The sequence below is a fragment of the Burkholderia sp. BCC1638 genome, from assembly GCF_902833195.1.
GTDB lineage: Bacteria > Pseudomonadota > Gammaproteobacteria > Burkholderiales > Burkholderiaceae > Burkholderia > Burkholderia diffusa.
Genome location: NZ_CADFEC010000007.1, coordinates 277016 through 304013 on the forward strand (window position 1 = coordinate 277016; position 26998 = coordinate 304013).

The 26998-nt window shown below is 67.8% G+C and carries 27 protein-coding genes; 23 read left to right on the forward strand and 4 right to left on the reverse strand.

Annotation, left to right across the window (positions count from 1 at the left end):
• Window positions 1-10: 10 nt before the first annotated feature.
• The 5 genes from HWX22_RS11335 (at window position 11) to iaaH (ending at window position 6021) form a co-directional block, all read left to right on the forward strand.
• The gene (locus tag HWX22_RS11335) at window positions 11-1264 is read left to right on the forward strand and encodes a DUF1479 domain-containing protein (protein WP_175915653.1); all 1254 of its coding nucleotides are present in this window, start codon (window positions 11-13) and stop codon (window positions 1262-1264) included.
• Between the two features lie 231 nt (window positions 1265-1495).
• Window positions 1496-2254 (forward strand): amidinotransferase, encoded by a 759-nt coding sequence (locus tag HWX22_RS11340; RefSeq protein WP_175906451.1) that lies wholly within the window; start codon window positions 1496-1498, stop codon window positions 2252-2254.
• 101 nt (window positions 2255-2355) lie between these two features.
• The gene (locus HWX22_RS11345) at window positions 2356-2820 is read left to right on the forward strand and encodes an Lrp/AsnC family transcriptional regulator (RefSeq protein WP_059524722.1); all 465 of its coding nucleotides are present in this window, start codon (window positions 2356-2358) and stop codon (window positions 2818-2820) included.
• Window positions 2821-2959: 139 nt separating this feature from the next.
• A complete protein-coding gene (locus HWX22_RS11350; RefSeq protein ID WP_175915654.1) occupies window positions 2960-4492 on the forward strand; it encodes an amino acid permease in 1533 nt (510 codons plus the stop codon).
• A gap of 107 nt (window positions 4493-4599) precedes the next feature.
• Window positions 4600-6021, forward strand: coding sequence for an indoleacetamide hydrolase (gene iaaH, locus HWX22_RS11355; RefSeq protein ID WP_175915655.1), 1422 nt, complete (start codon window positions 4600-4602; stop codon window positions 6019-6021).
• A gap of 32 nt (window positions 6022-6053) precedes the next feature.
• Here the strand turns inward: iaaH and HWX22_RS11360 are convergent, their stop codons facing one another.
• Complete coding sequence (locus tag HWX22_RS11360; RefSeq protein ID WP_059524728.1) at window positions 6054-6959, reverse strand: LysR family transcriptional regulator; 906 nt, start codon at window positions 6957-6959, stop codon at window positions 6054-6056.
• Window positions 6960-7097: 138 nt separating this feature from the next.
• Between HWX22_RS11360 and HWX22_RS11365 the strand changes: the two genes are divergently transcribed.
• From HWX22_RS11365 to HWX22_RS11385, 5 genes are all read left to right on the forward strand, one after another.
• The gene (locus HWX22_RS11365) at window positions 7098-8480 is read left to right on the forward strand and encodes an MFS transporter (RefSeq protein ID WP_175915656.1); all 1383 of its coding nucleotides are present in this window, start codon (window positions 7098-7100) and stop codon (window positions 8478-8480) included.
• Between the two features lie 8 nt (window positions 8481-8488).
• Window positions 8489-8887, forward strand: coding sequence for a hypothetical protein (locus HWX22_RS11370; RefSeq protein ID WP_059818794.1), 399 nt, complete (start codon window positions 8489-8491; stop codon window positions 8885-8887).
• Between the two features lie 156 nt (window positions 8888-9043).
• Entirely contained in the window at window positions 9044-10390 is a 1347-nt protein-coding gene (locus tag HWX22_RS11375) for an aromatic ring-hydroxylating dioxygenase subunit alpha (protein WP_175915657.1), read from the forward strand.
• On the forward strand, window positions 10368-10850 hold the full coding sequence (locus HWX22_RS11380; protein ID WP_059524736.1) for an aromatic-ring-hydroxylating dioxygenase subunit beta: 483 nt from the start codon (window positions 10368-10370) through the stop codon (window positions 10848-10850). The genes HWX22_RS11375 and HWX22_RS11380 overlap by 23 nt, the downstream gene beginning before the upstream one ends.
• 39 nt (window positions 10851-10889) lie before the next feature.
• Window positions 10890-12587 (forward strand): NAD(P)/FAD-dependent oxidoreductase, encoded by a 1698-nt coding sequence (locus HWX22_RS11385; protein WP_175915658.1) that lies wholly within the window; start codon window positions 10890-10892, stop codon window positions 12585-12587.
• A gap of 14 nt (window positions 12588-12601) precedes the next feature.
• Here HWX22_RS11385 and HWX22_RS11390 read toward each other — a convergent pair whose 3' ends face one another.
• Together HWX22_RS11390 and HWX22_RS11395 are read right to left on the reverse strand one after the other, a co-directional pair.
• Window positions 12602-13327 (reverse strand): glutathione S-transferase, encoded by a 726-nt coding sequence (locus tag HWX22_RS11390; RefSeq protein ID WP_175906439.1) that lies wholly within the window; start codon window positions 13325-13327, stop codon window positions 12602-12604.
• 127 nt (window positions 13328-13454) lie between these two features.
• A complete protein-coding gene (locus HWX22_RS11395) occupies window positions 13455-13787 on the reverse strand; it encodes a cupin domain-containing protein (protein ID WP_059818797.1) in 333 nt (110 codons plus the stop codon).
• Between the two features lie 275 nt (window positions 13788-14062).
• Here HWX22_RS11395 and leuC point away from each other — a divergent pair, with 275 nt between their 5' ends.
• The 6 genes from leuC (at window position 14063) to asd (ending at window position 18913) form a co-directional block, all read left to right on the forward strand.
• Window positions 14063-15472 (forward strand): 3-isopropylmalate dehydratase large subunit, encoded by a 1410-nt coding sequence (gene leuC / locus HWX22_RS11400; RefSeq protein WP_175915659.1) that lies wholly within the window; start codon window positions 14063-14065, stop codon window positions 15470-15472.
• Between the two features lie 3 nt (window positions 15473-15475).
• Window positions 15476-15622 (forward strand): entericidin A/B family lipoprotein, encoded by a 147-nt coding sequence (locus tag HWX22_RS11405; protein WP_059450800.1) that lies wholly within the window; start codon window positions 15476-15478, stop codon window positions 15620-15622.
• A gap of 65 nt (window positions 15623-15687) precedes the next feature.
• A complete protein-coding gene (leuD, locus tag HWX22_RS11410; RefSeq protein WP_059524742.1) occupies window positions 15688-16338 on the forward strand; it encodes a 3-isopropylmalate dehydratase small subunit in 651 nt (216 codons plus the stop codon).
• A gap of 75 nt (window positions 16339-16413) precedes the next feature.
• Complete coding sequence (gene leuB / locus HWX22_RS11415) at window positions 16414-17481, forward strand: 3-isopropylmalate dehydrogenase (protein ID WP_059524744.1); 1068 nt, start codon at window positions 16414-16416, stop codon at window positions 17479-17481.
• Between the two features lie 108 nt (window positions 17482-17589).
• Window positions 17590-17709 (forward strand): hypothetical protein, encoded by a 120-nt coding sequence (locus HWX22_RS31975; protein WP_039319027.1) that lies wholly within the window; start codon window positions 17590-17592, stop codon window positions 17707-17709.
• Window positions 17710-17791: 82 nt separating this feature from the next.
• Complete coding sequence (gene asd, locus HWX22_RS11425; protein WP_059466419.1) at window positions 17792-18913, forward strand: aspartate-semialdehyde dehydrogenase; 1122 nt, start codon at window positions 17792-17794, stop codon at window positions 18911-18913.
• 79 nt (window positions 18914-18992) lie between these two features.
• Here asd and HWX22_RS11430 read toward each other — a convergent pair whose 3' ends face one another.
• On the reverse strand, window positions 18993-19220 hold the full coding sequence (locus tag HWX22_RS11430; protein ID WP_175915660.1) for a hypothetical protein: 228 nt from the start codon (window positions 19218-19220) through the stop codon (window positions 18993-18995).
• Window positions 19221-19423: 203 nt separating this feature from the next.
• On the opposite strand from HWX22_RS11430, the gene HWX22_RS11435 reads away from it, so the two are divergent.
• From HWX22_RS11435 to accD, 7 genes are all read left to right on the forward strand, one after another.
• Entirely contained in the window at window positions 19424-21487 is a 2064-nt protein-coding gene (locus HWX22_RS11435) for a FimV/HubP family polar landmark protein (protein ID WP_175915661.1), read from the forward strand.
• Window positions 21487-22299, forward strand: coding sequence for a tRNA pseudouridine(38-40) synthase TruA (truA, locus tag HWX22_RS11440; protein ID WP_059466417.1), 813 nt, complete (start codon window positions 21487-21489; stop codon window positions 22297-22299). The genes HWX22_RS11435 and truA overlap by 1 nt, the downstream gene beginning before the upstream one ends.
• A complete protein-coding gene (locus tag HWX22_RS11445) occupies window positions 22296-22997 on the forward strand; it encodes a phosphoribosylanthranilate isomerase (RefSeq protein WP_175915684.1) in 702 nt (233 codons plus the stop codon). Before truA ends, HWX22_RS11445 begins: the two co-directional genes overlap by 4 nt.
• Before the next feature lie 55 nt (window positions 22998-23052).
• Window positions 23053-24246 (forward strand): tryptophan synthase subunit beta, encoded by a 1194-nt coding sequence (gene trpB, locus HWX22_RS11450; RefSeq protein ID WP_059524753.1) that lies wholly within the window; start codon window positions 23053-23055, stop codon window positions 24244-24246.
• A 9-nt stretch (window positions 24247-24255) separates the two neighbouring features.
• Window positions 24256-25107, forward strand: coding sequence for a site-specific DNA-methyltransferase (locus tag HWX22_RS11455; RefSeq protein ID WP_059524755.1), 852 nt, complete (start codon window positions 24256-24258; stop codon window positions 25105-25107).
• Window positions 25108-25148: 41 nt separating this feature from the next.
• Window positions 25149-25967, forward strand: coding sequence for a tryptophan synthase subunit alpha (trpA, locus tag HWX22_RS11460; protein WP_175906429.1), 819 nt, complete (start codon window positions 25149-25151; stop codon window positions 25965-25967).
• 64 nt (window positions 25968-26031) lie between these two features.
• A complete protein-coding gene (gene accD / locus HWX22_RS11465; protein WP_044843820.1) occupies window positions 26032-26904 on the forward strand; it encodes an acetyl-CoA carboxylase, carboxyltransferase subunit beta in 873 nt (290 codons plus the stop codon).
• Window positions 26905-26998: the final 94 nt, after the last annotated feature.

Sequence of the window (26998 nt, forward strand, 5' to 3'; positions counted from 1 at the left end):
GGAGACGACGATGCACCTGACGATTGACGATCTGCCGGCCGCGGTCCGCACGGCGAAACGGGCGCTGCGCGCCGATCTGCCCGGGTACGCGGCCACGTTCCGCGAGCTGGAGGGCGATATCGCGCGGCAGGTCGACGCGATCCGCCGCGCGCACGCGCAAGGCCGCGACGTGATTCCGGTGCTGCGATTCGCGGATATCGCGAACGACACCGTCGATCCGCGGGCGATCGCCGCGATCCGTGCGCATGGCGCGGCGGTGATCCGCGGTGTGTTCGACGCGCAGCAGGCGCGCGACTGGAACGACGAGATCGGCGCCTATCTGGACGCGAACCGCTTCGCCGAGCGGCTGCATGCGCGCGCCGAGGACCGTTACTTCGGCAACCTCGCGTCGGGCAAGCCGCAGATCTACGGCGTCTACTGGTCGAAGCCGCAGGTGGCCGCGCGCCAGTCGCCGGCCCTCACGCGGGCACGCGTGTTCCTGAACCGGCTGTGGCGTCATGCGGACGGCGCGCGCACGCATTTCGATCCCGACCAGGTGCCGGCCTACGCGGACCGGATCCGCCGCCGGCCACCGGGCTCGACGTCGCTCGGGCTGTCGCCGCACGTCGACGGCGGCTCGGTCGAACGCTGGCTCGGCGCGAATTTCCGGCAGGTCTACCGCCACGTGCTGGCCGGCCACTGGCGCGATTACGATCCGTTCGACGCGGCGTTCCGCCCCGACGTCGAGGAGATTCCGTCGCCGGCCGTGTGCTCGATGTTCCGCACGTTCCAGGGCTGGACTGCGCTGACGCCGCAAGGGCCCGGCAACGGCACGCTGCAGCTGATCCCGGTTGCGAACGCGATGGCGTACGTCGTGCTGCGTGCGCTGCAGGACGACGTCGCCGACGACGACCTGTGCGGCGCGCGTCCGGGGCGCGCGCTGTCGATCCTGCCCGAATGGCATGCGCTGCTGCTCGACGCGCTGGTGCCGATCCCGCACATGGAGCCGGGCGATGCGGTGTTCTGGCATGGCGACGTCGTGCATGCGGTCGAGGATGCGCATCGCGGCAGCGGCGACAGCAACGTGATGTACATCGCGGCCGCGCCCGGTTGCGCGAAGAACGATGCGTACCTCCAGCGCCAGCGGCTCGCGTTCCTGCGCGGCGACAGCCCGCCCGATTTCCCGGCCGATCATTTCGAGGTCGATTTCGACGGACGCGGCGGCGAGGGCGATCTGACGGCGCTGGGGCGTGCGCAAATGGGGTTCGCGCCTGTCGCCGCATAACGGATGCAGCGCATGGACGCGTCGGTCGCTCCGGCATCCGCGTACGGTGCGTTTGCGCCGCGCACGCCAGCCGTCTGCCGAATCCGCTGCGTCACGCACGCAATTCGACGCGATCGGCTGCGGGCACGCCCGAATTCGACGCGAATTGCGCAATTTGGCTTCCGATAATGGTCCGGACACAACGCAGCTGCCCCGCGCGCCGCACGGGGCAGCGTGACCATGGAGGAGTCGATGCAATTCACGCAAGCGATCGTTCGCCGTCCCGCGCCGTCCTGCGGCGCGGGTCTCACCACCGCCGCGCTCGGCGCGCCCGACTACGACAAGACGCTCACGCAGTTCCACGCATACTGCGACGCGCTGCGCGGCCTCGGTGTCGAACTGACCGAACTGCCGCCGCTGGACGCGTTTCCCGATTCGCACTTCGTCGAGGACGTCGCTGTCGTCACCCCCGAATTAGCGGTGATCACGCGCCCCGGCGCACCCGCGCGGCGCGGCGAGACGGCGCATATCGAAGCGGCGCTCGGCGCGCATCGCGACCTGCTGCCGATGCAGGCGGGCCGCCTCGACGGCGGCGACGTGATGCTCGTCGGCAAGCGCTTCTACATCGGCCTGACGAGCCGCACCGATGCCGAGGGCATCGCCGCGTTCGAGTCGCTGGTGTCGCGCTACGGCTACTCGGTCGTCGCGGTGCCGGTCGGCGCCGGCCTGCATCTGAAATCGGTGGTCAACGCGCTCGGCGACGACACGCTGCTCGTGACCGAGGCGCTGGCCGAGCATCCGGCGTTCGCCGACTATCGCCGGATCGCCATCTCGGCCGCCGATGAATACGCGGGCAACACGCTGCGCGTGAACGGCACGCTGATCACACCGGCCGGCTATCCGCGCGTGCACGACGCGATCGGCTCGCTCGGGCTGCCGCTGCACGTGATCGACACGAGCGAGTTCCGCAAGATGGACGGCGGCCTGACCTGCCTGTCGCTGCGCTTCTAGCCGATTGGCGCGCGGCCGCTTCGGCCGGATAATGTGGCCCCCGCGCGGAACTGGAGCAGACGCTCCACGCGCCAGCCACCACCCGACCGGAGCGAACGCGGATGACCGACAAGAAGATGCAGCTCGACAAGATCGACCTCCGGATCCTCGACATCCTGCGCACCGACGGACGGATTTCGTACCGGAAGCTGTCGGAGCTCGTGAACCTCACGCCGCGCCCATGTCAGGCGCGCGTGGAGCGGCTCGAGGCGCTCGGCGTGATCGAAGGCTATCGCGCGGTGATCAAGGCGCCGCGCGCGACCAAGCCGATCGTCGTGATCGCGCAGATCGTGCTGGCCGACCACGGGCGTTCGCAGGCGCCGTTCGAGGACGAGATGCGGAACAATCCGGCGGTGCTCGACTGCTGGCTCGTCAGCGGCACGTTCGATTTTCTCGTGCGGCTCGCGTGCGAGGATCTCGACGAATACCGGCGGATCGCGAACATGTGGCTGGAAAGTCAGCGGTTCCGGATCGAGAAGATCGTGACGACGGCCGAGCTGCAAGCGATCAAGCGCAGCGTCGTCTGAGGTGGCCGTGCGCGTCCGGGCCGCCCGCATCGGACGCGCGGCCCGGCGAACAGGACCGTTCTTCGACGCGAATAACCGGGCCAATCGGTTGGTATTCCGAATCAATTGGAGCGGCCCGAATCCAATCAGGATGAACACTATGGATGCTTTGCAAGCGGCAGTGGAGACGGCCGCGTCGTCCGGAACGGCGCTGAAGCGCCGGCTGCAGAGCCGCCACATCGCGATGATCGCGATCGGCGGCTCGATCGGCACGGGGCTGTTCGTCGCGTCGGGCGCATCGGTCGCGCAGGCGGGGCCGGGCGGCGCGATCGCCGCGTATATCGCGATCGGGCTGATGGTCTACTTCGTCGTCACCGGGCTCGGCGAGATGGCCGCGCTGATGCCGGTGTCGGGCTCGTTCGCGATCTACGGCGAGAAGTACGTCGACGAAGGCTTCGGCGTCGCGCTCGGCTGGACCTACTGGTACAGCTGGGCGGTGACGATCGCGATCGAACTCGTCGCCGGGCAGATCGTGATGCGCTACTGGTTTCCAGCCGTGCCGGGCGTGTGGTGGGGCGCGGGCTTCCTGGTGCTGATCTTCCTGCTGAACACGCTGTCGGTGCGCGGCTTTGGCGAATCCGAATACTGGTTCTCGCTGATCAAGGTCGTCACCGTGATCGCGTTCATCGCGGCGGGGTTGTTGATCGCGGCTGGCCTGCTCGGCAACGGGCATCCCGTCGGCTGGCGCAACTTCAGGACCGGCGATGCACCGTTCGTCGGCGGCGTGCACGCGATGATGAGCGTCGCGCTGATCGCGGGCTTCTCGTTTCTCGGCACCGAGCTGGTCGGGATCACGGCCGGCGAATCGGAAAACCCGCGCAAGACGATCCCGCGCGCGGTGAAGCAGATCTTCTGGCGGATCATGCTGTTCTACGTGCTCGCGATCTTCGTGATCGGCCTGCTGGTACCGTACACCGACCCGAACCTGCTGAAGAGCGACGTGACCGACATCGGCGTGAGCCCGTTCACGCTCGTGTTCAGCCATGCGGGCTTTCCGCTCGCCGCGGGCGCGATGAACCTCGTGATCCTGACGGCCGTGCTGTCGGCCGGCAACTCCGGCACGTATGCGGCCACGCGGATGCTGTACAACCTCGCGGCGGAAGGCCGCGCGCCCGCGATGTTCGCGACGCTGTCGCCGGGCGGCGTGCCGCGCAACGCGCTTTACGCGACGATGGCGGTGGGCGGGCTGTGCTTCCTCACGTCACTGACCAACAACCAGCGCATCTATCTGTGGCTGCTCAATACGGTCGGCATCACCGGCTTTATCGCGTGGCTCGGCATCGCGGTCTGCCACTACCGGTTCCGCAAGGGCTTTCTGAAGCAGGGCTACCGGCTCGATCAGCTGCCGTATCGCGCGAAGTGGTTCCCGTTCGGGCCGTTGTTCGCGATCGCGATCTGCATCGTGATCTCGCTCGGGCAGGATTACCAGGCGTTCTTCGCCGCTCGCATCGATTGGATGGAAGTGCTGTCGATCTATGTGTGGATTCCGCTGTTCGTCGCGATCTGGTGGGCGTATCGCCGCGCGCGCAAGAGCCGGCTCGTGCGGTACGAGCAGATGGAGATCGGGCCGTGGCTGACGCGCCCGGTCGGCGACGCGGGGGAAACGCGCGAGCGGTCGTCGCGCGGCGCGTAGCGTGCATGCGGCCGCGGGCCGGGATACCATCGCCTTCGCGTAGCGTGCCGGACAGGGCCTCCGGCACGTCGCGCGTTTCCCGATCGATTCCGCGTCCAGCACACAACATGACAATACAGCCGAACCGCGTTTCTTCCTCTTCATTCGTTTCCGCCGCCAGCGTGCGCGAGCTTGCCGATGCCGTGCGCACGGCCGAACGCCGCGCTGTCGATCTGGCCGACGACGCGCTCGCGCGTCTCGCGGCGATCGCGCCGCTCAATGTGATGGTGCACGTCGATGGCGAACTCGCGCGCCGCACGGCCGAGCACGTCGATGCGCGCGTCGCCCAGGGCGACGTGTTACCGCTTGCCGGCGTGCCGTTCGTGATCAAGGACAACCTCGATACCGCCGGGATGCCGACGCTCGGTGCGAGCCCCGCGGTGAACGGCTATCGGGCGGCCTCGGACGCGCTGACCGTGCGGCGTCTGCTTGACGCCGGCGCGGTGCCGCTCGGCAAGGCGAACATGCACGAGCTTGCGTTCGGCATCACGAGCGGCAACCGGCACTTCGGCGCGGTCGGCAATCCGCAGGATCCGCGGCGTATCGCCGGCGGGTCGAGCGGCGGCACGGCGGCGGCCGTCGCGGCCGGTATCCCGTTCGGTCTCGGTACCGATACGGGCGGCTCGGTGCGGATTCCGGCCGCATTCTGCGGTGTCTACGGATTGCGGCCGTCCGCGCAGCGCTATTCGGCGCATGGCGTGCTGTCGCTGTCGCCCACGCGCGACACGGTGGGGCCGATCGGACATGGCATCGACGATCTGCTGCTGCTCGACGCGGTGCTGACGCGCGACGACAGCATCGCGACCGCGCCCGAGTGGCCGCAGTTGCGCATCGGCGTGCCGGGCGCACCGTACTTCGACGCGCTCGATCCGGGCGTCGCGACCTGCATCGAGCGTGCGCTCGCGTCGTTCGCGGCAGCCGGCGCGACGCTCGTGCCATTGCCGGCGATGCCGCTGCACGAGGCCAGCGAAGCATGCGGCTTTCCGCTCGTCGGATACGAGGCGAACCAATACTGGCGCCGCTTCGCGGCGGAACGGCTCGGCATCCCGTTCGACACGTTCGTCGAGCGGATCGCGAGCGACGACGTGCGCGCGATCTTCCGGTCGTTCGTGTCTACGCCAGTCGATGCGCAGGCGTATGCGGACGCGATCGGGTGCCGTCGGCGTCTCGTGCGCTGGTACGACGACGCGTTCGGTACGCCGGTCGACTGCATCGCGATGCCGACTGTGCCGGGCGAGCCGCCGTCGCTCGACGACACGGCCGCGATGACCGCCGCGCAGGATGCGGCGCTGTTCGCGCGCGTCGCACGCCAGACTTCGCCGGCGACGCTCGCCGGCGTGCCGTCCGTCTCGATCCCGGCCGGACGCTCCCCGCAAACGGCGCTGCCGGTCGGGCTGATGCTGGAAGGGCCATGGGGCGGCGATCGCCGTCTGCTCGCGATCGCCCGGCGGATCGACGCGCTGCTGCGGGACGATGCGGCGCGCGCGTGAGTCGCCGCGCGCCTGCCACGTTCACGCCGGGTTCAGGCGAGATATGCCTTCATGAAGTCGACCCATGCACGTACTTTCTGCGGTACGTGCGGGGTCGACGGGTACAGCGCATAGACGGCCTGCGGCGGAAACCGGTAGCCGGGGAGCGCATCGACCAGCGCGCCGCTCGCGAGATCGTCGCGCACGAGCCATTCGGGCAGCAGCGCGACGCCGCTGCCTTGCCGCGCGAGCACGCGCAGGACCGACGCGTTGTCGACCACGACGCGCGGCTTGGCGCCGGGCCGGAACGCGTGCGGGTTGCCGTCGCGATCGGCGAGCGGCCACGTGGCGATGCGCTCGAGCCGCGTATGGCCGAGCTGCGGCAGCCGGGCGAGCGTGTCCGGCGAATCGATGTGCGACAGGCCGGCCGCGGCGAGCAGTGACGGCGCGATCACGGGCCGCACTTCGTACGTCGCGAGGCACGCGCCGCGGTACGGCAGATCCTGGAACTGTTCGAGGCGGCCGAGCCGGATCGCCACGTCGACGCGCTCGCGCACCAGATCGACCTGCGACGCATGCGTTTCGAGCCGCACGCGCAGCGCGGGATGCCGCTGCATGAACGTGTGCAGCGCGGGGGCGACGACCATCGTCCCGTACTCGACGGTCGACGTCACGCGCAGCACGCCGTGCATCCCGCCATGCTCGCTGCGCGCGTCCTCGATCGCGCTTTCGGCTTCCTCCAGCACGCGCAGGCAGCGCGCATGGAAGCGCTCGCCCGCGTCGGTCAGCTCGACGCGCCGCGTGGTGCGCGTGAGCAGGGTGACGCCGAGCTCGGCTTCCAGCTGCTTGATGTTGAAGCTCACCGCGGCCCGGGCCTGGTTCAGCTGGGCGGCGGCGGCCGTAAACGACCCTGCTTCCACGACGGCGCGGAAGACGGCGAAACGATCGAGACTCACCATGGCGTGTCGGATGTGAGGCGGAAAACCGACATGGTGCCCTGATTGTCAAAATTTTTCGACCAGTCTTGCCGTCCGGCCGGGCTTATCGACGTGCGCGGCGAACCTTACACTGCGGCGTTTCGTTCGTCTTCCGCCGCCATGACCGATCGCTCGAAAATCGCCGCCGTCTATCTGCTCGGGTTCGCGATCGACCTCGCGAACATGTTCGTCATCAACGCCGCCTATCCGACGATCCAGCGCGAGCTGCACGCGTCGGTCGCGCAGCTGGCGTGGATCGGCAACGCGTACGTGCTCGGGCTGACGGTCGTGATCCCGCTCGGCACGTGGCTCGCGCGCCGGTTCGGCGAGCGCCGGCTGCTGATCGCGTCGCTGCTGCTGTTCGCGCTCGGCAGCCTCGGCGTCGGCCTGTCGGCGTCGATCGGCGCACTGCTGGCATGGCGGCTGATCCAGGGGCTCGGCGGCGGATTGCTGATCCCGGTCGGGCAGACGATGGCCTACCGTGCGTATCCGCCCGATGCGCGGGCGCATCTGACGTCGATCGTGATGATGGTCGCGCTGCTCGTGCCGGCGCTGTCGCCGGCGCTGGGCGGCGTGGTCGTGGATCGCGTGTCGTGGCGGGCGATCTTCTTCGGAATGCTGCCGCTCGCTGCGGTCACGAGCGTGCTCGCGTTCGCGTGGCTGCCGGCCGACGAACCGGACGGCAGCCCGCCGGCGCTCGACGTGCGCGGCCTCGGGCTGAGCGCCGCGGCGCTCGTTGCGCTGCTGCTCGGCCTGACGTTCGCGGGACAGCCGGGCGCGGGCCGCGACGCGTTCGTTCCGCTCGCGATCGCGCTCGTCGCCGGTGGTGCGTATGTCGCGCACGCGCGCCGGGCTGCCGCGCCGCTGCTCGATCTGCGCCTTGTTGCGCAGCCGCTGCTGCGGATCGGGCTGATCGTCTACCTGTGCGTGCCGGGCGTGTTCACCGGCGTGAACCTCGTCGCCGCGCTGTATCTGCAGAACGCGCTCGGGCTCAGCGCGACGCATACGGGCGCGCTGATGGTGCCGTGGGCGATCGCGTCGTTCGCCGCGATCGCGACGACGCGCCGTTGTTTCCCGAAGTGGGGGCCGAAGCCGCTGTTCATGTGCGGGATTGCGATCGACGCGATCGGGATCGTGTTGCTCGCGACCCCGCTTGCAGGTTTCGAGGCCGGGCGCGTGCTCGCGTTCGTCGCGATGGGGCTCGGCGCCAGCATGTGCACGAGCACGTCGCAAAGCGCGGCGTTTCTCGATGTCCCCGCCGCGCGAATGGGCGACGCGAGCGCGCTGTGGAACATCAACCGGCAACTGAGCTTCTGCCTCGGCGTCGCGGTGCTGGGCAGCGCGTTGAACTTCCTGTTGTCGATCCACGGGGACGATGGGCGGCTGCCGTACCAGCAATGTTTCGGCCTGGCGGCGCTGGCGACGCTGCTGCCGCTGCCGTTCGTCGCGCGCCTCGCCGCGCACCGTGCGCCCGCCGGGCGTGCGGCTTCTCAACGTTCGTGAGTTTCGAGATGAATTCGTCAAACCCGTTTTTCCAGGAAGTGGTCGACGCGCACGTCGACATCGAGCAATGGTTGTCCGGCAGCGCGGCGCGCGACGGGCTCGCGCCGCTGCTCGCGCGCTTTTCGCGGGACTTCTCGATGATCTCGCTGCATGGGCATGCGCTCGATTACGCGGATATCGACGTCCTGTTCTCGCGCGGCTTCGGCGCGCGGCCCGGCCTGCGGATCGCGATCGACGAACTGCACGAAGTGAGCACGTGGCAGGGCGGCTCGACGATCGCCTATCGCGAGACGCAGACCGACGCGGCAGGGCGGCGAACGGTGCGCCGTTCGACCGTCGTGTTCGAGCGCGACGCGGATGGCCGCATCGGCTGGCTGCGCTTGCACGAGACGCCGGTGACGGGCTGACCGTTACCCGCAACGCCTGACGCCGCCGCGCGGCGGCAGGCACATGCTCCTCCGAGCGGCATACCAACCAGAAACCTGAGAGATGACAATAAAAGCAATCGACATCGCGCGTCGCGAGGACGCGCGGCCGCATCGCGTCCGCAGTCGGGGGCGCGCATGACGGCACCATCGTTCACCGATGCGGTGGCTTCGCTCGTGCGCGATACCGAGGTGCACAAGGACCTCTATCTGTCGCCGCGCATCTTCGAGCTGGAGATGCGCCATCTGTTCTGGAACACGTGGGTCTATGTCGGCCATGTCAGCCAGATTCCGGCCACGGGCGACTATGTGACGACGACGATCGGCGCCGAGCCGGTCGTGATGGTGCGCCACGTCGACGGTTCGGTGCGGGTGCTGCACAACCGCTGTTCGCACAAGGGCACGCAGCTGGTGACGGATGCCTCCGGCAATACGGGCACATTCTTCCGCTGCCCGTACCACGCCTGGTCGTACCGGACCGACGGCAGCCTCTACGCGATTCCGCTGCGGCGCGGCTACGAAAACACGGGCTTCGAGACGTGCGAGGCGAGCAAGGGCATGCAGGCGGTCGGCGCGACCCATGAGCATCGCGGTTTCGTGTTCTGCCGCCTGAGTCAGTCCGGTGTCGATTTCCATGCGTACTTCGGCGATGCGCTGTCGTCGCTCGACAACCTCGTCGATCGTTCGCCGGAAGGGCGCGTGGAAGTCGCGGGCGGCGTGTTCCGCTACGTGCACGGCTGTAACTGGAAGATGCTGGTCGAGAATCAGACCGACACCTGCCATCCGATGGTCGCGCACGAGTCGTCGGCCGGCACGGCCGTGCGCGTGTGGGAGCGCGACGGCACGCAGCAGGCGAAGCCGATGGCGGTCGAGCTGCTGGAGCCGTTCATCCAGCCGCACGCGTTCTTCGAGCAGATGGGGTTGCGCGTGTGGCCCAACGGACATGGTCACACCGGCACCGCCGATTCGATTCACGCGCGCTACACGCCCATTCCCGGCTATCACGAGAAGATGACCGCGGCTTACGGCGAAGCGCGCGCCGCGCGGATTCTCGGCGAGGTGCGTCACAACACGGTGCTGTTTCCGAATGCGATGGTGAAAGGGCCGATCCAGATCCTGCGCGTGTTCAAGCCGCTGGCGGTCGACCGCACGCTGGTGGAGTCGTGGTCGTTTCGTCTCGTCGGTGCGCCCGATTCGCTGTTCGAGCGCACGCTCGCCTACAACCGCCTCATCAACGCGCCGACGTCGATCGTCGCGCACGACGATCTCGAAATGTACGAACGCGCCCAGCGCGGCCTCGCCACGCAGGCGCGCGACTGGGTGCATGTCGGGCGGCTGTTCGAGCCCGAGGAGTTCGCGCAGCCGACGTCGGAGACGAACGGCACCAGCGAACAGCAGATCCGCAACCAGTTCCGGGCATGGCTGCAGTTCATCGCGCCGGTATCGACGCAGGAGGCCGCCGATGCGCGTATTTCCGCACGATGAGCTCGTCGCGTTCGTGTATCGCGAGGCACGCCTGCTTGACGAGCGGCGCTACGAGGAATGGCTCGCACTTTATGCGGACGACGCGCGCTACTGGATGCCGCTGTCGCCGGACCAGCCCGACACCGGGCTGCACGGCGCGCTGATGGACGAGGACCGGCTCCTGCTGCGCATCCGCATCGAGCGGCTGGCCGGGCGCCGGACGTTCTCGCAGCAGCCGGCGAGTCGCGGTCATCATCTGCTCCAGCAGCCGCACGTCGATCGGGCCGACCACGAACGCGGCGCCTATGTGCTGCGCACGCCGTTTCATTACGTCGAAACGCGACGCGACGAGCAGACGCTGTTCGCCGGCTGGTACACGCATGAACTCGCGGTATGCGACGACACGTTGCGCATCCGCGTGAAGCGTGTCGATCTCGTCAACGCCGACGCGCCGCTCGGCAGCATCCATCTGCCTGTCTGATCGCGTGCGGCCAGCACGTCCCTTTTCGTTCCCGACCACATGAACGCTCCTGAATTCCTGCCGCGCACGTTGCCGTACATCGACACGCTGTACGACTACGGCGCCTTCCTGTCCCGCACCGGCGGGCATCTCGGCACGCTGCCGGCGCAGCGCGCACGCGACGCGCGGATCGCGATCGTCGGCGCGGGCGTCAGCGGCCTGGTCGCCGCCTGCGAGCTGCTGCGCGCGGGGGCACGGCAGGTCGTCGTGTTCGAGGCGAACCGCGCGCGCGTGGGCGGGCGCCTGCTGTCGCAGTCGATCAATCCGGACCATCCGCACCTGCTCGCCGAAATGGGCGCGATGCGTTTCCCGCCGTCGCAGGCCGCGCTTTACCACTATCTCGAGCGGTTCGGCGTCGACAGCACATCCGCGTTTCCCGATCCGGGCATCGTCGACACCGAGATCCACTACCAGGGCCATGCGTACCACTGGCGCGCGGGCGATGCGCCACCCGCGCTGTTCGACCGCGTCGACCGCGGCTGGCGCGCGTTCATTCGCGACGGCGTGCGGCTCGACGACGGCACGCAGCTGCCCGCACCGGCCGAACTGACGGCGCTGCTGCGCGCGCACCGCTACGACGATGCGCGGCATGGCTGGCAGCAGTACATCGACCGCTTCGGCGACGAGTCGTTCTACTCGGCGATCGTCAAGTTCTTCACGGGCGCGACGCCGCCGGGCGGCGCGCGCTGGCGCAAGGGCGAGGACCTGCGCCTGTTCGGCACGCTCGGCATCGGCTCGGGCGGCTTCCAGCCGGTCTATCGCGCATCGTTCCTCGAAATCCTGCGGATCGTGGTCAACGAGCTCGAAGTCGACCAGCGGTTGATCCCGGCCGGCATCTTCGCGCTCGCGCAGGGGCTGCTCGACGATGGCGGGGACGGTGCGCGAGTGCGCGATTGCATCGTCCACGCGGCCGTGCGGCACGTGGCGAAGCAGCCGGACGAGACCTTTGCGCTCACGCTCGACGACGGATCGACGCAGATATTCGACCGCGTGATCGTCGCGACCACGACGCGCGCGATGCAGGTCGGCATGGGCATCACCGGCATCGCGAACCTGTTCGCGCCGAACGTCGTTCGCGCGATCAACGAGACGCACATGGTCAGCTCGTCGAAGCTGTTCGTGCTGACCCGCGACAAGTTCTGGCTCAAGCACGGGCTGCCGCACAACATTCAGACGGACACGCTGGCGCGCGGCATCTACTGTCTCGACTACGCGCCCGACGATCCCGACGCACACGGCGTCGTGCTGATCAGCTACACGTGGGAGGACGATTCGCACAAGATCCTGTCGCTCACCGACAAGGTCGAGCGGTTCAAGCGTCTCGTGGCCGAGATCGGCATTGTTTCGCCGGCGTTCGCCGCGCACCTGCGTCCGCTCGACGACGATTACGCGCGCAACGTCACGAGCCACGACTGGTTGTCGGACCGCTACGCGCTCGGTGCATTCAAACTGAACTATCCGGGCGAGGACATTCACTCGCAGGCGTTGTTCTATCAGTTCCAGACGGCCGCCGATCCGTCGTCGGACCGTGGCATCTACCTGGCCGGCTGCTGCTGTTCGTTCACGGGCGGCTGGATCGAGGGCGCGGTGCAGACGGCAATTAACGCAGCGAGCGCGGTGATCCGCAGTCTCGGCGGGACGCTCGCCGACGGCAATCCGCTCGACGCGATGCGCAGCCGCTATCGCTACGGCGACTGACGCGGCGTGCGGCGCTACTTGTCCAGCTCCGGATAGTGCCGGAAGATCCCCATGTCGTTGAACGGGATGCGGCGCGCCGACTCCAGATAGCGCGCGACGGGCGGATGCCGTGCAACGCGGTCGTGCAGGCCGACGAGCCCCGCGACCTTGCGCTCCGCGCGCTTCATCGCCTTCGGGAACGCGTAGCGCAGCCCTTCGATCAGCTGAAACATCGACAGGTCCGCATAACTGAGCGCGCCGCCGGCGATATAGCCGCCTTTGTGCGGATTCTGCTCCAGCACGCGATCGAAGTAGCCGAGGAACTTCGGCAGGCGGTGCGCGAGGAAATCGGCCGCGCGCTCGGCGGCCTCGGCCTTCTGGTCCTCGTAGTACAGGCCGCTGCCGATCGGGTGATGCGTGTCGTGGATCTCGGTGACGAAATCGGCGACGGTCAGCTGGAGCTGATGCACCCACAGCCGTCCGGCTTCGTCGGCGGGCGCGAGACCGAGCCGTGCGCCGAGAAACAGCAGGATGTTCGCGGTCTGTCCGACGAGCACGTCGCCGGCCTTCAGGAACGGCGGTGCGAACGGCACGCATTCGGTCTTCGTGCTGTCCATCAGCCGCATCATTGCCTGTACACCCATGCCGCGCCCCGATTCGCGCGCGACGTCGACATAGTCGGCCTCGGCCGCCTCGAGCGCGAGCCGCACGTATTCGCCGCGACCCTGGATCTCGGGCCAGTAATAGAGTTCGTAACGCATGCCGTGCTCCTGTCCGGTCGATGCGCCGGGCGATGCGCGCATCGTGATGGCGGGGAGGGCGGCCGCGCCGCCCGTTGCGAATAGACAGTCTAGGAGATCATGCGGGAAGCGCGGTGCTTGGCGCGCGTCATGCACCGCGCGCGTCGCGCTCGCCGCCTTCGGGGCCGTAGAAGAACACCCAGGTCGAGAAGTCGTCGGAGAAGCCGACGAAACGGTGCGACGCGAATGCGGGGACGAACACCACGTCGCCCGCCGCGACGCCGCATTCGCGTCCGTCGACGACGAAACGGGACGTGCCGGTGGCGATCACGTAGACCTCGTCGCGCGTATGCGGCGTCTGCCGGTCCTCGCCGCGCGGCCGGTACAGCTCGACGTCGAGCGTGCCGTGGCGAAACAGTGTCGTGAACGGCGTGCCTTCATCGTCGAGGCGTGCGAGCGATTCGTTGATGCCGAGCTTCATCGTCGTGGGCTCCGGTTCCGGACCGTGGGGACAGGCAGACGTACGTCGTCCCATCGTATGCCGGAATCCGCCTCGAGGCGAACATCGCGAGCACGGGGCGTCGCGGTGTCCCGATGCTGCCGTTTGGCTGGTAATGCCGATACAGGTATTGGCACTACCAGCCAAACCACTGTTTTTAATGGGTTTTTTCGCGCCGGGCCTGCGCCGTGGCGCGTTCTGCGTGGCATAATCGACCGCATCCGCAAGGCTTGTAGTCACAACGACCCCGCATACCCATGGCACAGACTCTCTACGACAAACTGTGGAATACCCACGTCGTCCACACCGAGGACGACGGCACGGCATTGCTCTACATCGACCGTCAGCTGCTGCACGAAGTCACGAGCCCGCAGGCATTCGAAGGGCTGAACGTCGCGCACCGCCCGGTGTGGCGCATCAGCGCGAACCTGGCCGTGTCGGACCACAACGTCCCGACCACGGATCGCAGCCACGGCATTGCCGATCCGGTCTCGAAGCTGCAGGTCGACACGCTCGACGCGAACTGCGACGCGTTCGGCATCACGCAGTTCAAGATGAACGACGTGCGCCAGGGCATCGTGCACATCATCGGGCCGGAGCAGGGCGCAACGCTGCCGGGCATGACGATCGTCTGCGGCGATTCGCATACGTCCACGCACGGCGCGTTCGGCGCGCTCGCGCACGGCATCGGCACGTCGGAAGTCGAGCACGTGCTCGCGACGCAAACCTTGCTGCAGAAAAAGAGCAAGAACATGCTCGTGAAGGTCGAGGGCGCCCTGCCGCGCGGCTGTACCGCGAAGGACATCGTGCTCGCGATCATCGGCAAGATCGGCACGGCCGGCGGCACGGGCTACGCGATCGAATTCGGCGGCTCGACGATCCGCGCGCTGACGATGGAAGGCCGGATGACCGTCTGCAACATGGCGATCGAAGCCGGCGCGCGCGCGGGCATGGTCGCCGTCGACGACACGACGATCGATTACCTGAAGGGCCGTCCGTTCGTGCCGACCGGCGCGGAATGGGACCAGGCCGTCGAGTACTGGCGCGAATTCAGGTCCGACGAAGGCGCGCAGTTCGACCGCGTCGTCGAGCTGAACGCGGCCGAGATCGTCCCGCAGGTCACGTGGGGCACGTCGCCGGAAATGGTCACGTCGATCGACGGTCGCGTGCCCGATCCCGAGCGCGAGAAGGATCCGGTCAAGCGCGACGCGATGGAACGCGCGCTGGCCTACATGGCGCTCGAGCCGAACACGCCGATCGAGTCGATCAAGGTCGACAAGATCTTCATCGGTTCGTGCACGAACGCGCGCATCGAGGACATCCGCGCGGCCGCGTACGTCGTGAAGAAGCTGAATCGCCGCATCGCATCGAACGTGCGCCTCGCGATGGTCGTGCCGGGCTCGGGCCTCGTGAAGGCGCAGGCCGAGCGCGAAGGCCTCGACAAGGTATTCACGGACGCGGGCTTCGAATGGCGCGAGCCGGGCTGCTCGATGTGCCTCGCGATGAACGCCGACCGGCTCGATCCGGGCGAGCGCTGCGCATCGACGTCGAACCGCAACTTCGAAGGCCGGCAGGGCGCGGGCGGTCGCACGCACCTGGTGAGCCCCGCGATGGCGGCGGCGGCGGCGATCGAAGGCCATTTCGTCGACATTCGCAAGCTGGGGTAACGCGTGACGGCATCGAAGCTCATCGCGCGGCTGGTTGCCGCGCTGGCGCTCGCGGGGCTGGGCTTCGGCCTTGCGGGCTGCAATACCGTCCGAGGCTTCGGCCAGGACGTCAATGCCGCCGGCAACGCGCTGCAGCGCGCCGCGGAGTGACATCCGCCGAGAATTTGTCGATGTGCGCCGGCTGAATGCCGGCCCTTCAACCGGATAGACGGATCATGGAAAAATTCAATGTGCATACCGGCGTCGTGGCGCCGCTCGATCGCGAGAACGTCGACACCGACGCGATCATCCCGAAGCAGTTCCTGAAGTCGATCAAGCGCACGGGCTTCGGTCCGAACGCGTTCGACGAATGGCGTTACCTCGATCACGGCGAGCCGGGCCAGGACAACTCGAAGCGCCCGCTGAACCCGGACTTCGTGCTGAACCAGCCGCGCTATCAGGGCGCATCGGTGCTGCTCGCACGCAAGAACTTCGGCTGCGGCAGCTCGCGCGAGCACGCGCCGTGGGCGCTGCAGCAGTACGGCTTCCGCGCGATCATCGCGCCGAGCTTCGCCGACATCTTCTTCAACAACTGCTACAAGAACGGGCTGCTGCCGATCGTGCTGACCGAGCAGCAGGTCGATCACCTGTTCAATGACACGTACGCGTTCAACGGCTATCAGCTGACGATCGACCTCGACGCGCAGGTCGTGCGCACGGGCGACGGCCGCGAGTATGCGTTCGACATCACCGCGTTCCGCAAGTACTGCCTGCTGAACGGTTTCGACGACATCGGCCTGACGCTGCGTCACGCGGACAAGATCCGCCAGTTCGAAGCCGAGCGGCTCGCGAAGCAGCCGTGGCTCAACAACAAGCTGGTCGGCTGAGATTGCCTCCGGGCGGGCGCGCATGACGCGCGCTCGCCGACCTGCCACTCATACCTACCCAGTCAGGAATAACGCATGAAGATTGCAGTGCTGCCCGGCGACGGCATCGGTCCGGAAATCGTCAACGAAGCGGTCAAGGTGCTGAACGCCCTCGACGAGAAGTTCGAACTCGAACAGGCGCCGGTCGGCGGCGCGGGCTACGAGGCGAGCGGTCATCCGCTGCCGGACGCGACGCTGAAACTCGCGAAGGAAGCCGACGCGATCCTGTTCGGCGCGGTCGGTGACTGGAAGTACGACTCGCTCGAGCGCGCGCTGCGCCCCGAGCAGGCGATCCTCGGGCTGCGCAAGCATCTCGAGCTGTTCGCGAACTTCCGCCCGGCGATCTGCTATCCGCAACTCGTCGACGCGTCGCCGCTGAAGCCGGAGCTGGTCGCGGGCCTCGACATCCTGATCGTGCGCGAGCTGAACGGCGACATCTACTTCGGCCAGCCGCGCGGCGTGCGTGCCGCTCCCGACGGCCCGTTCGCCGGCGAGCGCGAAGGTTTCGACACGATGCGCTATTCGGAACCGGAAGTGCGCCGCATCGCGCACGTCGCGTTCCAGGCCGCGCGCAAGCGTGCGAAGAAGCTGCTGTCGGTCGACAAGTCGAACGTGCTCGAAACGTCGCAATTCTGGCGCGACATCATGATCGACGTGTCGAAGGAATACGCGGACGTCGAGTTGTCGCACATGTACGTCGACAACGCGGCGATGCAGCTCGCGAAGGCGCCGAAGCAGTTCGACGTGATCGTGACCGGCAACATGTTCGGCGACATCCTGTCGGATGAAGCGTCGATGCTGACGGGTTCGATCGGCATGCTGCCGTCGGCGTCGCTCGACAAGAACAACAAGGGCCTGTACGAGCCGTCGCACGGTTCGGCGCCGGACATCGCGGGCAAGGGCATCGCGAACCCGCTGGCGACGATCCTGTCGGCCGCGATGCTGCTGCGCTACTCGCTGAATCGCGCGGAGCAGGCCGATCGCATCGAGCGCGCGGTGAAAACGGTGCTCGAACAAGGCTATCGCACGGGCGACATCGCGACGCCGGGTTGCAAGCAGGTCGGTACGGCGGCGATGGGCGACGCGGTGGTCGCCGCGCTGTAATGCGGTAACGCAGTGAATTGTAGAAAGGGCGCGAACGGGCCGCGAAATCGGCCGGTTCGCGCGTGGTTGGCCGTTGTGCGGCCAACCGGCTTTGTGTAGACTCGAACGATGGCGCTGATTTCCCTGATCTCCCCGGTCCTGAAACTCCACGGCAACACTGCCCGTGCGGGTACGCGCGCCATCGTCATCACGAAAACCATTACCACGAAAACGATCATTAAACGCTGATCGTCCGTCGTGCCCGCCTGTTTCCCCGCGCGGTCACGCCGGGGGCGGAAATGGCGGGGAAGCTCCATTCAAAGGGTTAGTCATGAACGTAGGTCTCGTAGGTTGGCGTGGCATGGTCGGCAGCGTGCTGATGCAACGCATGCAGGAAGAAGGTGATTTCGACCTGATCGAACCGGTGTTTTTCAGCACCAGCAACACGGGCGGCAAGGCGCCGTCGTTCGCGAAAAACGAGACTACGCTCAAGGACGCGACCAACGTCGACGAGCTGAAGAAGTGCGACGTGATCATCACGTGCCAAGGCGGCGACTACACGAACGACGTGTTTCCGAAGCTGCGCGCGGCCGGCTGGAACGGCTACTGGATCGACGCGGCCTCGTCGCTGCGGATGCAGGACGACGCGGTCATCATCCTCGATCCGGTCAACCTCGACGTGATCAAGGACGCGCTCGTCAAGGGCACGAAGAACTTCGTCGGCGGCAACTGCACGGTCAGCCTGATGCTGATGGCGCTCGGCGGCCTGTTCCGCGAGAACCTCGTCGACTGGATGACGGCGATGACCTACCAGGCCGCATCGGGCGCGGGCGCGCAGAACATGCGTGAACTGCTGTCGCAGATGGGTGCGCTGCACGGTTCGGTGCAGGAACAGCTCGCCGATCCGGCTTCCGCGATTCTCGACATCGACCGCCGCGTGCTCGCGACGATGAACAGCGATGCAATGCCGACGAGCCAGTTCGGCGTGCCGCTCGCGGGTTCGCTGATTCCGTGGATCGACAAGGATCTCGGCAACGGGATGTCGAAGGAAGAGTGGAAGGGCGGCGCGGAAACCAACAAGATCCTCGGCAAGCCGGCCATGGGCGAGCCGGGTTCGATCCCGGTCGACGGGCTGTGCGTGCGGATCGGCGCGATGCGCTGCCATTCGCAGGCGCTGACGATCAAGCTGAAGAAGGACGTCCCGCTGGACGAAATCAACGGCATCCTCGCGTCGGCGAACGACTGGGTGAAGGTCGTGCCGAACGAGCGCGAAGCGTCGATGCGTGACCTGTCGCCGGCGAAGATCACCGGCACGCTGACGGTGCCGGTCGGTCGCCTGCGCAAGCTCGCGATGGGCGGCGAATACCTGTCGGCGTTCACGGTCGGCGACCAGCTGCTGTGGGGCGCGGCCGAGCCGCTGCGCCGCATGCTGCGCATCCTGCTCGACAAGTAAGGATCGGGCTGCGCTGCGCGCCCCGTCGGCGCGCGACGCGAAACGCCTGTCTACCCTTCGCGGGGCGGCAGGCGTTTTTTTATTGGTTGGCGCGCGGCATACGCGCGAAAACCCCGAGACGCTTGCGAGAGGGGCGCGACGCGAACGATACGGGCATGAATTCATTCCCGGGGCGATGCCGCCGCAACAATTGTCGTCGATTGATGATCCCTTTTTGATAAAACTGCCGTGCGCGATTGATGATGAGGATCAGCACGGCAGTCGCGCGATCCGCGCGCCGGCGGCGCGGTGCGAATAGCGGTTGCACCGATGTATCGGCATGGACAGCCGCATCCGCCGGCGACGAATTCGGCCGGAACCTGATCGCGTGAAGTAAACTATGCGGTTACGACGCGCAGAGTCGCCGAAAGCGTCGCGTTCTGCGCGACGCTTTTGCATTTCTGCGGCGACTTTATTGACGCTTCCCTACGCGAATCCGAGCCGCGCCCGCGCGCGGCGATAGAGCCTACGATGTCCCGAATTTCCTTGTTTCCGCGTCAGTCACGTCTGTCGCGCGCCGTGCGCGGCGCGCTGGCGATCCTGGCACTCGGCGCGGCCGCGTCGGCCTGGGCGGCCGGCACCGTCGAACTGCCGGCTTCCGCCGCAGGTGGCCCCGCGCCGCTCACCGTGACGGTCCAGCCCGGCCAGTCGCTGAACGATCTCGCGAAGGCGGCCACGCAGTCGCACGATCCGGGCGTGCTCGCGCGTGCCGGACGTGCGCTGTTCGACGCCAACCCGCAGGCATTCATGAAGCGCGATCCGAGCCGCCTGAAAGTCGGCGCGACGCTGACGGTGCCGGCGCTCGACGCGACGGGCGCGGCGCTCGCGGCGATCGGTGCGTCAGGTGCGTCAGGTGCATCGGTCGCGTCCGCGGTGGCCGCCGCGTCGGGTACGGCCGCGGCTGCGGCTGTGGCTACGCAGCATGGCGCGTCCGCGCCGCATCCGGGGTCGGCCGTGCAAACGGCGCCGGCTGCTCATGCGGCACCCGTCAGCGGCGCAAGTGTCGCTGCGGCGGCAGTCGTGGCAGGGGCATCGGCTTCGACCGGCGCGTCCGCCACGCATGGCGCGTCGACGGTCGAGCCCGTTCAGCCGGCCGCGCCTGCGGCCGGTGCAAGCGGGCCGCATGTGTGGAGCGGCGCGATTCAGTCCGCGACTCCGTCGTCCGCGAGCGAAGCCGCCATCCAGCCCGCGCAAGGCGGCCAGGCTCAAGGCATGCACGAACCATCCGCGGCGGCACCCGTCGCGGGCGCGTCGCAGCCGCGGCCGTCGAGCCTGCAGCAACTGCTCGCGCTGAAGAATCGCGTGCTGATGGAGCTGCAGAAACACGGAATCGGCAAGCCAGCCGCGACGAACAACGTTGCGCCCGCGCCGGCGCCTGCTGCCCCGCGTCCCGCCGCGAATGACGGCGCATCTGCTGCCGCGTCGTCGCCCGCCGCGAGCGAGGCGGCGTCCGGCGTGGCCGCCAGTGCGGCGCAGCCGGCATCGGCCCCCGTGCAGCCGGCCGTGCCCGTGACGGCGACGCCGTCCGCGCGTGTTTCCGAACAGATCGACTGGCGCCCGGCCGCGGCGGCTGGCGCGGCGGTGGTCGTTCTCGCAGCCGGCTTCGCATGGCGCAAGCGCCGGAAAGCGCGGCGCGCCGAGACCGTCGCCTCGGAATCCGGCGAGGCGGCTGCTTCGGATGCCGGCGCATCATCGTCGCCGGTCGAACCCGTGCCGCCGATTCTTCCCGAGACGCCGGTCGCACGCGACGCAGCCGCCGATGTGAATCTTGTTTCGGCCGCTGCGGTAGCGGCGGAGGTGGCCGAAACGCGCGATCTCGACGTGCCTTCGTCGCCGGAAGCGGCAACGCCGCAAGACGATCAAAAGGAAGCGCCGGCCGCGCCCGCCGCGTTGACGCCCGCCGCAGAGCCGGCACCGCACGACGCGAAGCCCGTCGCGGAGGCAACGCCCGGTCAGTCGATCGAAGCACCCGCCGCGCCGGCGACGAACGACGATCAGCACGCAGCACTGATGCAGAACGCGATCAGCGCGCTGAACAGCCTCGACATGCCGCTGCCGCCGCGTACGGCGGAAGAGCCGGCCGTTCGGGAAGGGCAAGCCGAACGCGAGCAAATCGCAACTAACGGTCAGTCCGCGTCGCACCCGCCCGTTGGTGCGAACGATCCGTTGCCGGAGCACCCGGCCGACCAGGACGACGAGTTCGACTGGGATCCGGATGCGGCAACGCCCGCGCCGCACGCGGGCGGTGCGTCTGCGCCGTCGTCGCTGCCGCCGCTCGGCGGCGCGCAGTTCGGCGCGTTGAAGCTGGATTTCGATCTCGACCTGCCGTCCGCGCCGGGCGCCGTGCTGCCCGCGCTGACACCGGAAGAGCTCGCGCGCATCGCACGCAACAAGCTGGATCTCGCGTCCGAGTACGTCGAGCTGGGCGACCTGTCCGGCGCGCGCACGCTGCTGCAGGAAGTCGTCGATGCGAACGACGCCGCGACGCGCGACGATGCGCGCGCGCTGCTCGCGAAACTGGCGGAAGAGGCGTGATGCGGATCGCGCTGGGGATTCAGTACGACGGCGCCGCGTTCTGCGGCTGGCAGGCGCAGCCGCACGGCAAGACCGTGCAGGACGCGCTCGAGCGCGCGCTCGGCGAATTCGCGTGCGTGCCGCTGCACACGACGGTCGCGGGACGGACCGACACGGGCGTGCACGGGCTCGGGCAGGTCGTGCACTTCGACACGGACCTCGACCGCGCGGATTTCTCGTGGGTGCGCGGCACCAACGCGTTTCTGCCGCCGACCGTTTCCGTGCAGTGGGCGAAGCCGATGCCGGACACGTTCCATGCGCGTTTCTCGGCGTTCGAACGCACCTACTACTACGCGCTGTACGTGCACCCCGTGCGCTCGCCGATGCTGGCCGGCCGGGCCGGCTGGATCCACACACCGCTCGACGACGACGCAATGCGCGTCGCCGCCGCGCACCTGATCGGCGAGCACGACTTCTCGTCGTTCCGGTCGTCGGAATGCCAGTCGAAGACGCCGGTCAAACACCTGTACCAGATCGACGTGCGGCGTGCGGGCCACTTCATTCATTTCCGCTTCCGCGCGAACGCGTTCCTTCACCACATGGTGCGCAACCTGATGGGCTGCCTCGTCGCGGTCGGACGCGGCCGCTACCCGGCGGACTGGCTCGCCGACGTGCTGGCCGGGCGCGACCGCAATCTCGCCGCGCCCACGTTCATGGCCGACGGGCTGTACCTCGCCCATGTCGGCTACCCGGCGGAATTCGCCGTCCCGCCCGCGCAGCTCGGCAGCGTGCCGTGGAGCAGCGTCTGGGCCGACCTGGACCCACAACCATGACGGATCACGCCGTGTCTTCTCCGACTCCCGCCGCGGCCGGCCTCGCGCCGCGCACGCGCATCAAGCTGTGCGGCCTGTCGCGCCCCGAGGACGTGCTGCACGCCGCCGCGCTCGGCGCCGACGCGATCGGCCTCGTGTTCTATCCGAAGAGCCCGCGCGCGGTGTCGATCGCGCAGGCGGCCGAGTTTGCACGCCTCGCGCCGCCGTTCGTGTCGGTGGTCGGGCTGTTCGTGAACGCGACCGAAGCCGAGATCGAGGCGGTCGTGCGCGACGTGCCGCTCACGGTGCTGCAATTCCACGGCGACGAGACGCCCGAGCAGTGCGACGCCCTCGGCCGCGCGGCACGTCTGCCGTGGTTGCGCGCGGTGCGCGTCGGCCCCTCGACGCAGCCGGCCGATTTGGTAGAATCGGCTCTTCATTATTCGAAAGCGCGCGGCCTCCTGTTCGACACCCTGGTGCCGGATTACGGCGGTAGCGGCAAGGTCTTCGATTGGTCACTTATTCCCGCAGAGCTCGCGCATCGGGCCGTTTTGAGTGGTGGCTTGAACGCGCAAAACGTCGGTGATGCGATCCGCCAGTTGCGCCCGTTTGCTGTCGATGTCTCGAGCGGCATCGAAGTGGAGGGCGCGAAGGGCGTGAAGGATCACGCCCGGATGGCGGCGTTCGTACGCGCGGTGCGCGAAGCGGACGCCGGGTGATGCAAGCCGGTGCGGCCCCGACAGCGGGGCGCGCCGACCGATCGAGAGTGACACCATGTACAACCTTCCTGATGATCACGGCCACTTCGGCCCGTATGGCGGCGTGTTCGTCGCCGAAACGCTGATTCACGCGCTGGACGAACTGCGCACGGCGTACGAAAAATTCCGCAATGACCCCGATTTCGTCGCCGAATACGAGCGCGAACTCAAGTATTTCGTCGGTCGTCCGTCGCCGATCTATCACGCGCAGCGCTGGAGCGAGATGCTCGGCGGCGCGCAGATCTACCTGAAGCGCGAGGACCTGAACCACACCGGCGCGCACAAGATCAACAACGTCATCGGCCAGGCGCTGCTCGCGAAGCGGATGGGCAAGAAGCGCGTGATCGCCGAAACCGGCGCCGGCCAGCACGGCGTCGCGACCGCGACGATCTGCGCGCGCTTCGGGATGGAGTGCATCGTCTACATGGGCGCCGAGGACGTGCGCCGCCAGGCCGCGAACGTCTACCGGATGAAGTTGCTCGGCGCGACGGTCGTGCCGGTCGAATCCGGTTCGCGCACGTTGAAGGACGCGCTGAACGAAGCGATGCGCGACTGGGTCACGAACATCGAAAGCACGTTCTACATCATCGGCACGGTCGCGGGCCCGCACCCGTATCCGGCGATGGTGCGCGACTTCCAGCGCGTGATCGGCGACGAGTGCAAGGTGCAGATGCCGGAACTCGCCGGCCGGCAGCCGGACGCGGTGATTGCGTGCGTCGGCGGCGGCTCGAACGCGATGGGCATCTTCTATCCGTACATCGACGACACGTCGGTGCAGCTGATCGGCGTCGAAGCGGCCGGCGACGGCCTCGACACCGGCCGTCACGCGGCGTCGCTGATCGCCGGCAGCCCCGGCGTGCTGCACGGCAACCGCACGTACCTGCTGCAGGACGACAACGGCCAGATCATCGAGACGCATTCGGTGTCGGCCGGGCTCGACTATCCGGGCGTCGGTCCCGAGCACGCATGGCTGAAGGACAGCGGCCGCGCGCAGTACGTGCCGATCACCGACGAAGAGGCGCTGAAGGCGTTCCACGACTGCTGCCGGATCGAGGGGATCATTCCCGCGCTCGAGTCGAGCCACGCGATCGCGTATGGCGTGAAGCTCGCGCCGACGTTGCCGAAGGACAAGATCCTGCTCGTCAACCTGTCGGGCCGCGGCGACAAGGACATGCACACGGTCGCCGAGCGATCGGGCATCGCGCTCTGACCCCGACCGATGCGTGACCTGATCGAACAACCGGGCGGCGGTGCCGCGAGCGAAGCGGAGGCGGTGCAGTCCGCCGTCGCCGTGCCGTGCGCGCTGCCGTCCGGGATCGAGCTGCACAACCGCGATTTCATGTCCGAAGCCGCGCGCCTGCCGGATGCGTCGATCGACTTGATCGTCGCCGATCCGCCGTACGGGCTCGGCAAGGACTACGGCAACGACTCGGACAAGCGCTCGGGCGACGACTTTCTCGCGTGGACGCGCGAGTGGCTCGAACTCGCGATCCCGAAGCTCAAGCCGAGCGGGTCGATGTACATCTTCTGCACGTGGCAGTACGCGCCGGAAATCTTCAGCTTCCTGAAGACGAAGCTCACGATGGTCAACGAGATCATCTGGGACCGGCGCGTGCCGAGCATGGGCGGCACGACGCGCCGTTTCACGTCGGTGCACGACAACATCGGCTTTTTCGCGGTTTCCAAGGCGTATTACTTCGATCTCGATCCGGTCCGCATCCCGTACGACGCCGACACGAAGAAGGCCCGCTCGCGCAAGCTGTTCGAAGGCAGCAAGTGGCTGGAGATGGGCTACAACCCGAAGGACGTCTGGTCGGTCTCGCGCCTGCACCGGCAGCACGCGGAGCGCGTCGATCATCCGACCCAGAAGCCGCTGGAAATCATCGAGCGGATGGTGCTCGCAAGCTGCCCGCCGGGCGGCCGCGTGCTCGATCCGTTCATGGGCAGCGGCACGACCGCGGTGGCCTGCGCACGGCAGGGGCGCGACTTCGTCGGCTACGAGATCAACGAAAGTTATTGCGCGATCGCGCACGAGCGCGTGAACGCGCTCGCCACGCCGGCGTGCGCGTGAGTCGCGCCGCCGCAGTGCCGATCGCATCAAGGAAAATTGCCATGTCCTCCCGTATCCAGCAGACCTTCGCCGCACTCGCCGAACAAGGCCGCAAGGGCCTGATCCCGTTCATCACGGCCGGCGATCCCGACCCTGCGAAGACCGTCGAGTTTATGCACGCGCTCGCCGAAGGCGGCGCCGACGTCATCGAGCTCGGCGTGCCGTTCTCGGACCCGATGGCCGACGGCCCGGTGATCCAGCGCTCGTCGGAGCGTGCGCTCGCGCGCGGCGTCACGCTGAAGAGCGTGCTCGCCGACGTGAAGCGCTTCCGCGAGACCGACCAGAAAACCCCCGTCGTGCTGATGGGTTATGCGAACCCGATCGAGCGGATGGGCGTCGACACGTTCGCGACCGAAGCGCAGGCGGCGGGCGTCGACGGCGTGCTCGTCGTCGACTATCCGCCCGAGGAAGCGGGCGTGTTCGCCGAGAAAATGCGTGCCGTGCAGATCGATCCGATCTTCCTGCTCGCGCCGACGTCGACCGACGAACGCATCGCCGACGTGGGCAAGATCGCGAGCGGCTACGTGTACTACGTGTCGCTCAAGGGTGTGACCGGCGCCGGAAATCTGGATGTTTCGAGCATTGCGGGTAAAATCCCGGCCATCAAGTCGCGCGTGCCGGTTCCGGTGGGCGTCGGCTTCGGCATCCGCGACGCCGAAACGGCGCGCGCGGTGGCCGAAGTGTCGGACGCCGTCGTGATCGGCAGCCGCCTGGTGCAGTTGCTCGAGAGCGCCGCGCCGGAAAGCGCCGCCGCCGCGCTGAAGACTTTCATCGCCGAGCTGCGCGCCGCCCTGGACGGCGCCGGCAAGACGGCGCGATAAACACAACACAGGAAGCGGGAACGGGCCGGTCGGCCCGCCCCGCCACGGAACAGGAAACCATACGATGAGCTGGCTCGACAAACTGTTGCCGCCGAAGATCAAGCAGACCGACCCGAAAAGCCGCAAGGGCATTCCGGAAGGCCTGTGGGTCAAGTGCCCGTCCTGCGAGGCCGTGCTGTACCGCAACGACGTGGACGCGAACCTGCACGTATGCCCGAAGTGCGATCACCACATGCGCATCGGTGCGCGCGAGCGTCTCGACGGGCTGCTCGATCCGGAAGGCCGCTATGAAATCGGCCAGGAAATCGTGCCGGTCGACTCGCTGAAGTTCAAAGACAGCCGCAAGTATCCCGATCGTCTGAAGGAAGCGATGGACGAAACGGGCGAGACCGACGCGATGGTCGTGATGGGTGGCGCGATCCACACGCTGCCCGTCGTCGCGGCCTGCTTCGAATTCTCGTTCATGGGCGGCTCGATGGGCTCGGTCGTGGGCGAGCGCTTCGCGCGCGGCGCGCAGAATGCGCTGGAGCAGCAGGTGCCGTTCATCTGCTTCACGGCGTCGGGCGGTGCGCGGATGCAGGAAAGCCTGCTGTCGCTGATGCAGATGGCCAAGACCACCGCGATGCTGACCAAGCTGGCCGAAGCCAAGCTGCCGTTCATCTCGGTGCTGACCGACCCGACGATGGGCGGCGTGTCGGCGAGCTTCGCGTTCCTCGGCGACGTCGTGATCGCCGAGCCGAAGGCGCTGATCGGCTTCGCCGGCCCGCGCGTGATCGAGCAGACGGTTCGCGAGAAACTTCCGGAAGGCTTCCAGCGCGCGGAATTCCTGCTGAAGACGGGCGCGATCGACATGATCGTCGACCGCCGCAAGATGCGCGACGAGATCGCGCAATTGCTCGCGCTGCTGCAGCGACAGCCGGCCGACGCGCTGGCCTGATTGGCGCGGCGTTGTGAACTGCGCGCGTCGCCCGGCTGAACCGCCGGGCGGCGCGTTTCGTTTTTTGGCGTAGTGGCGGTACCGATTCAGATTT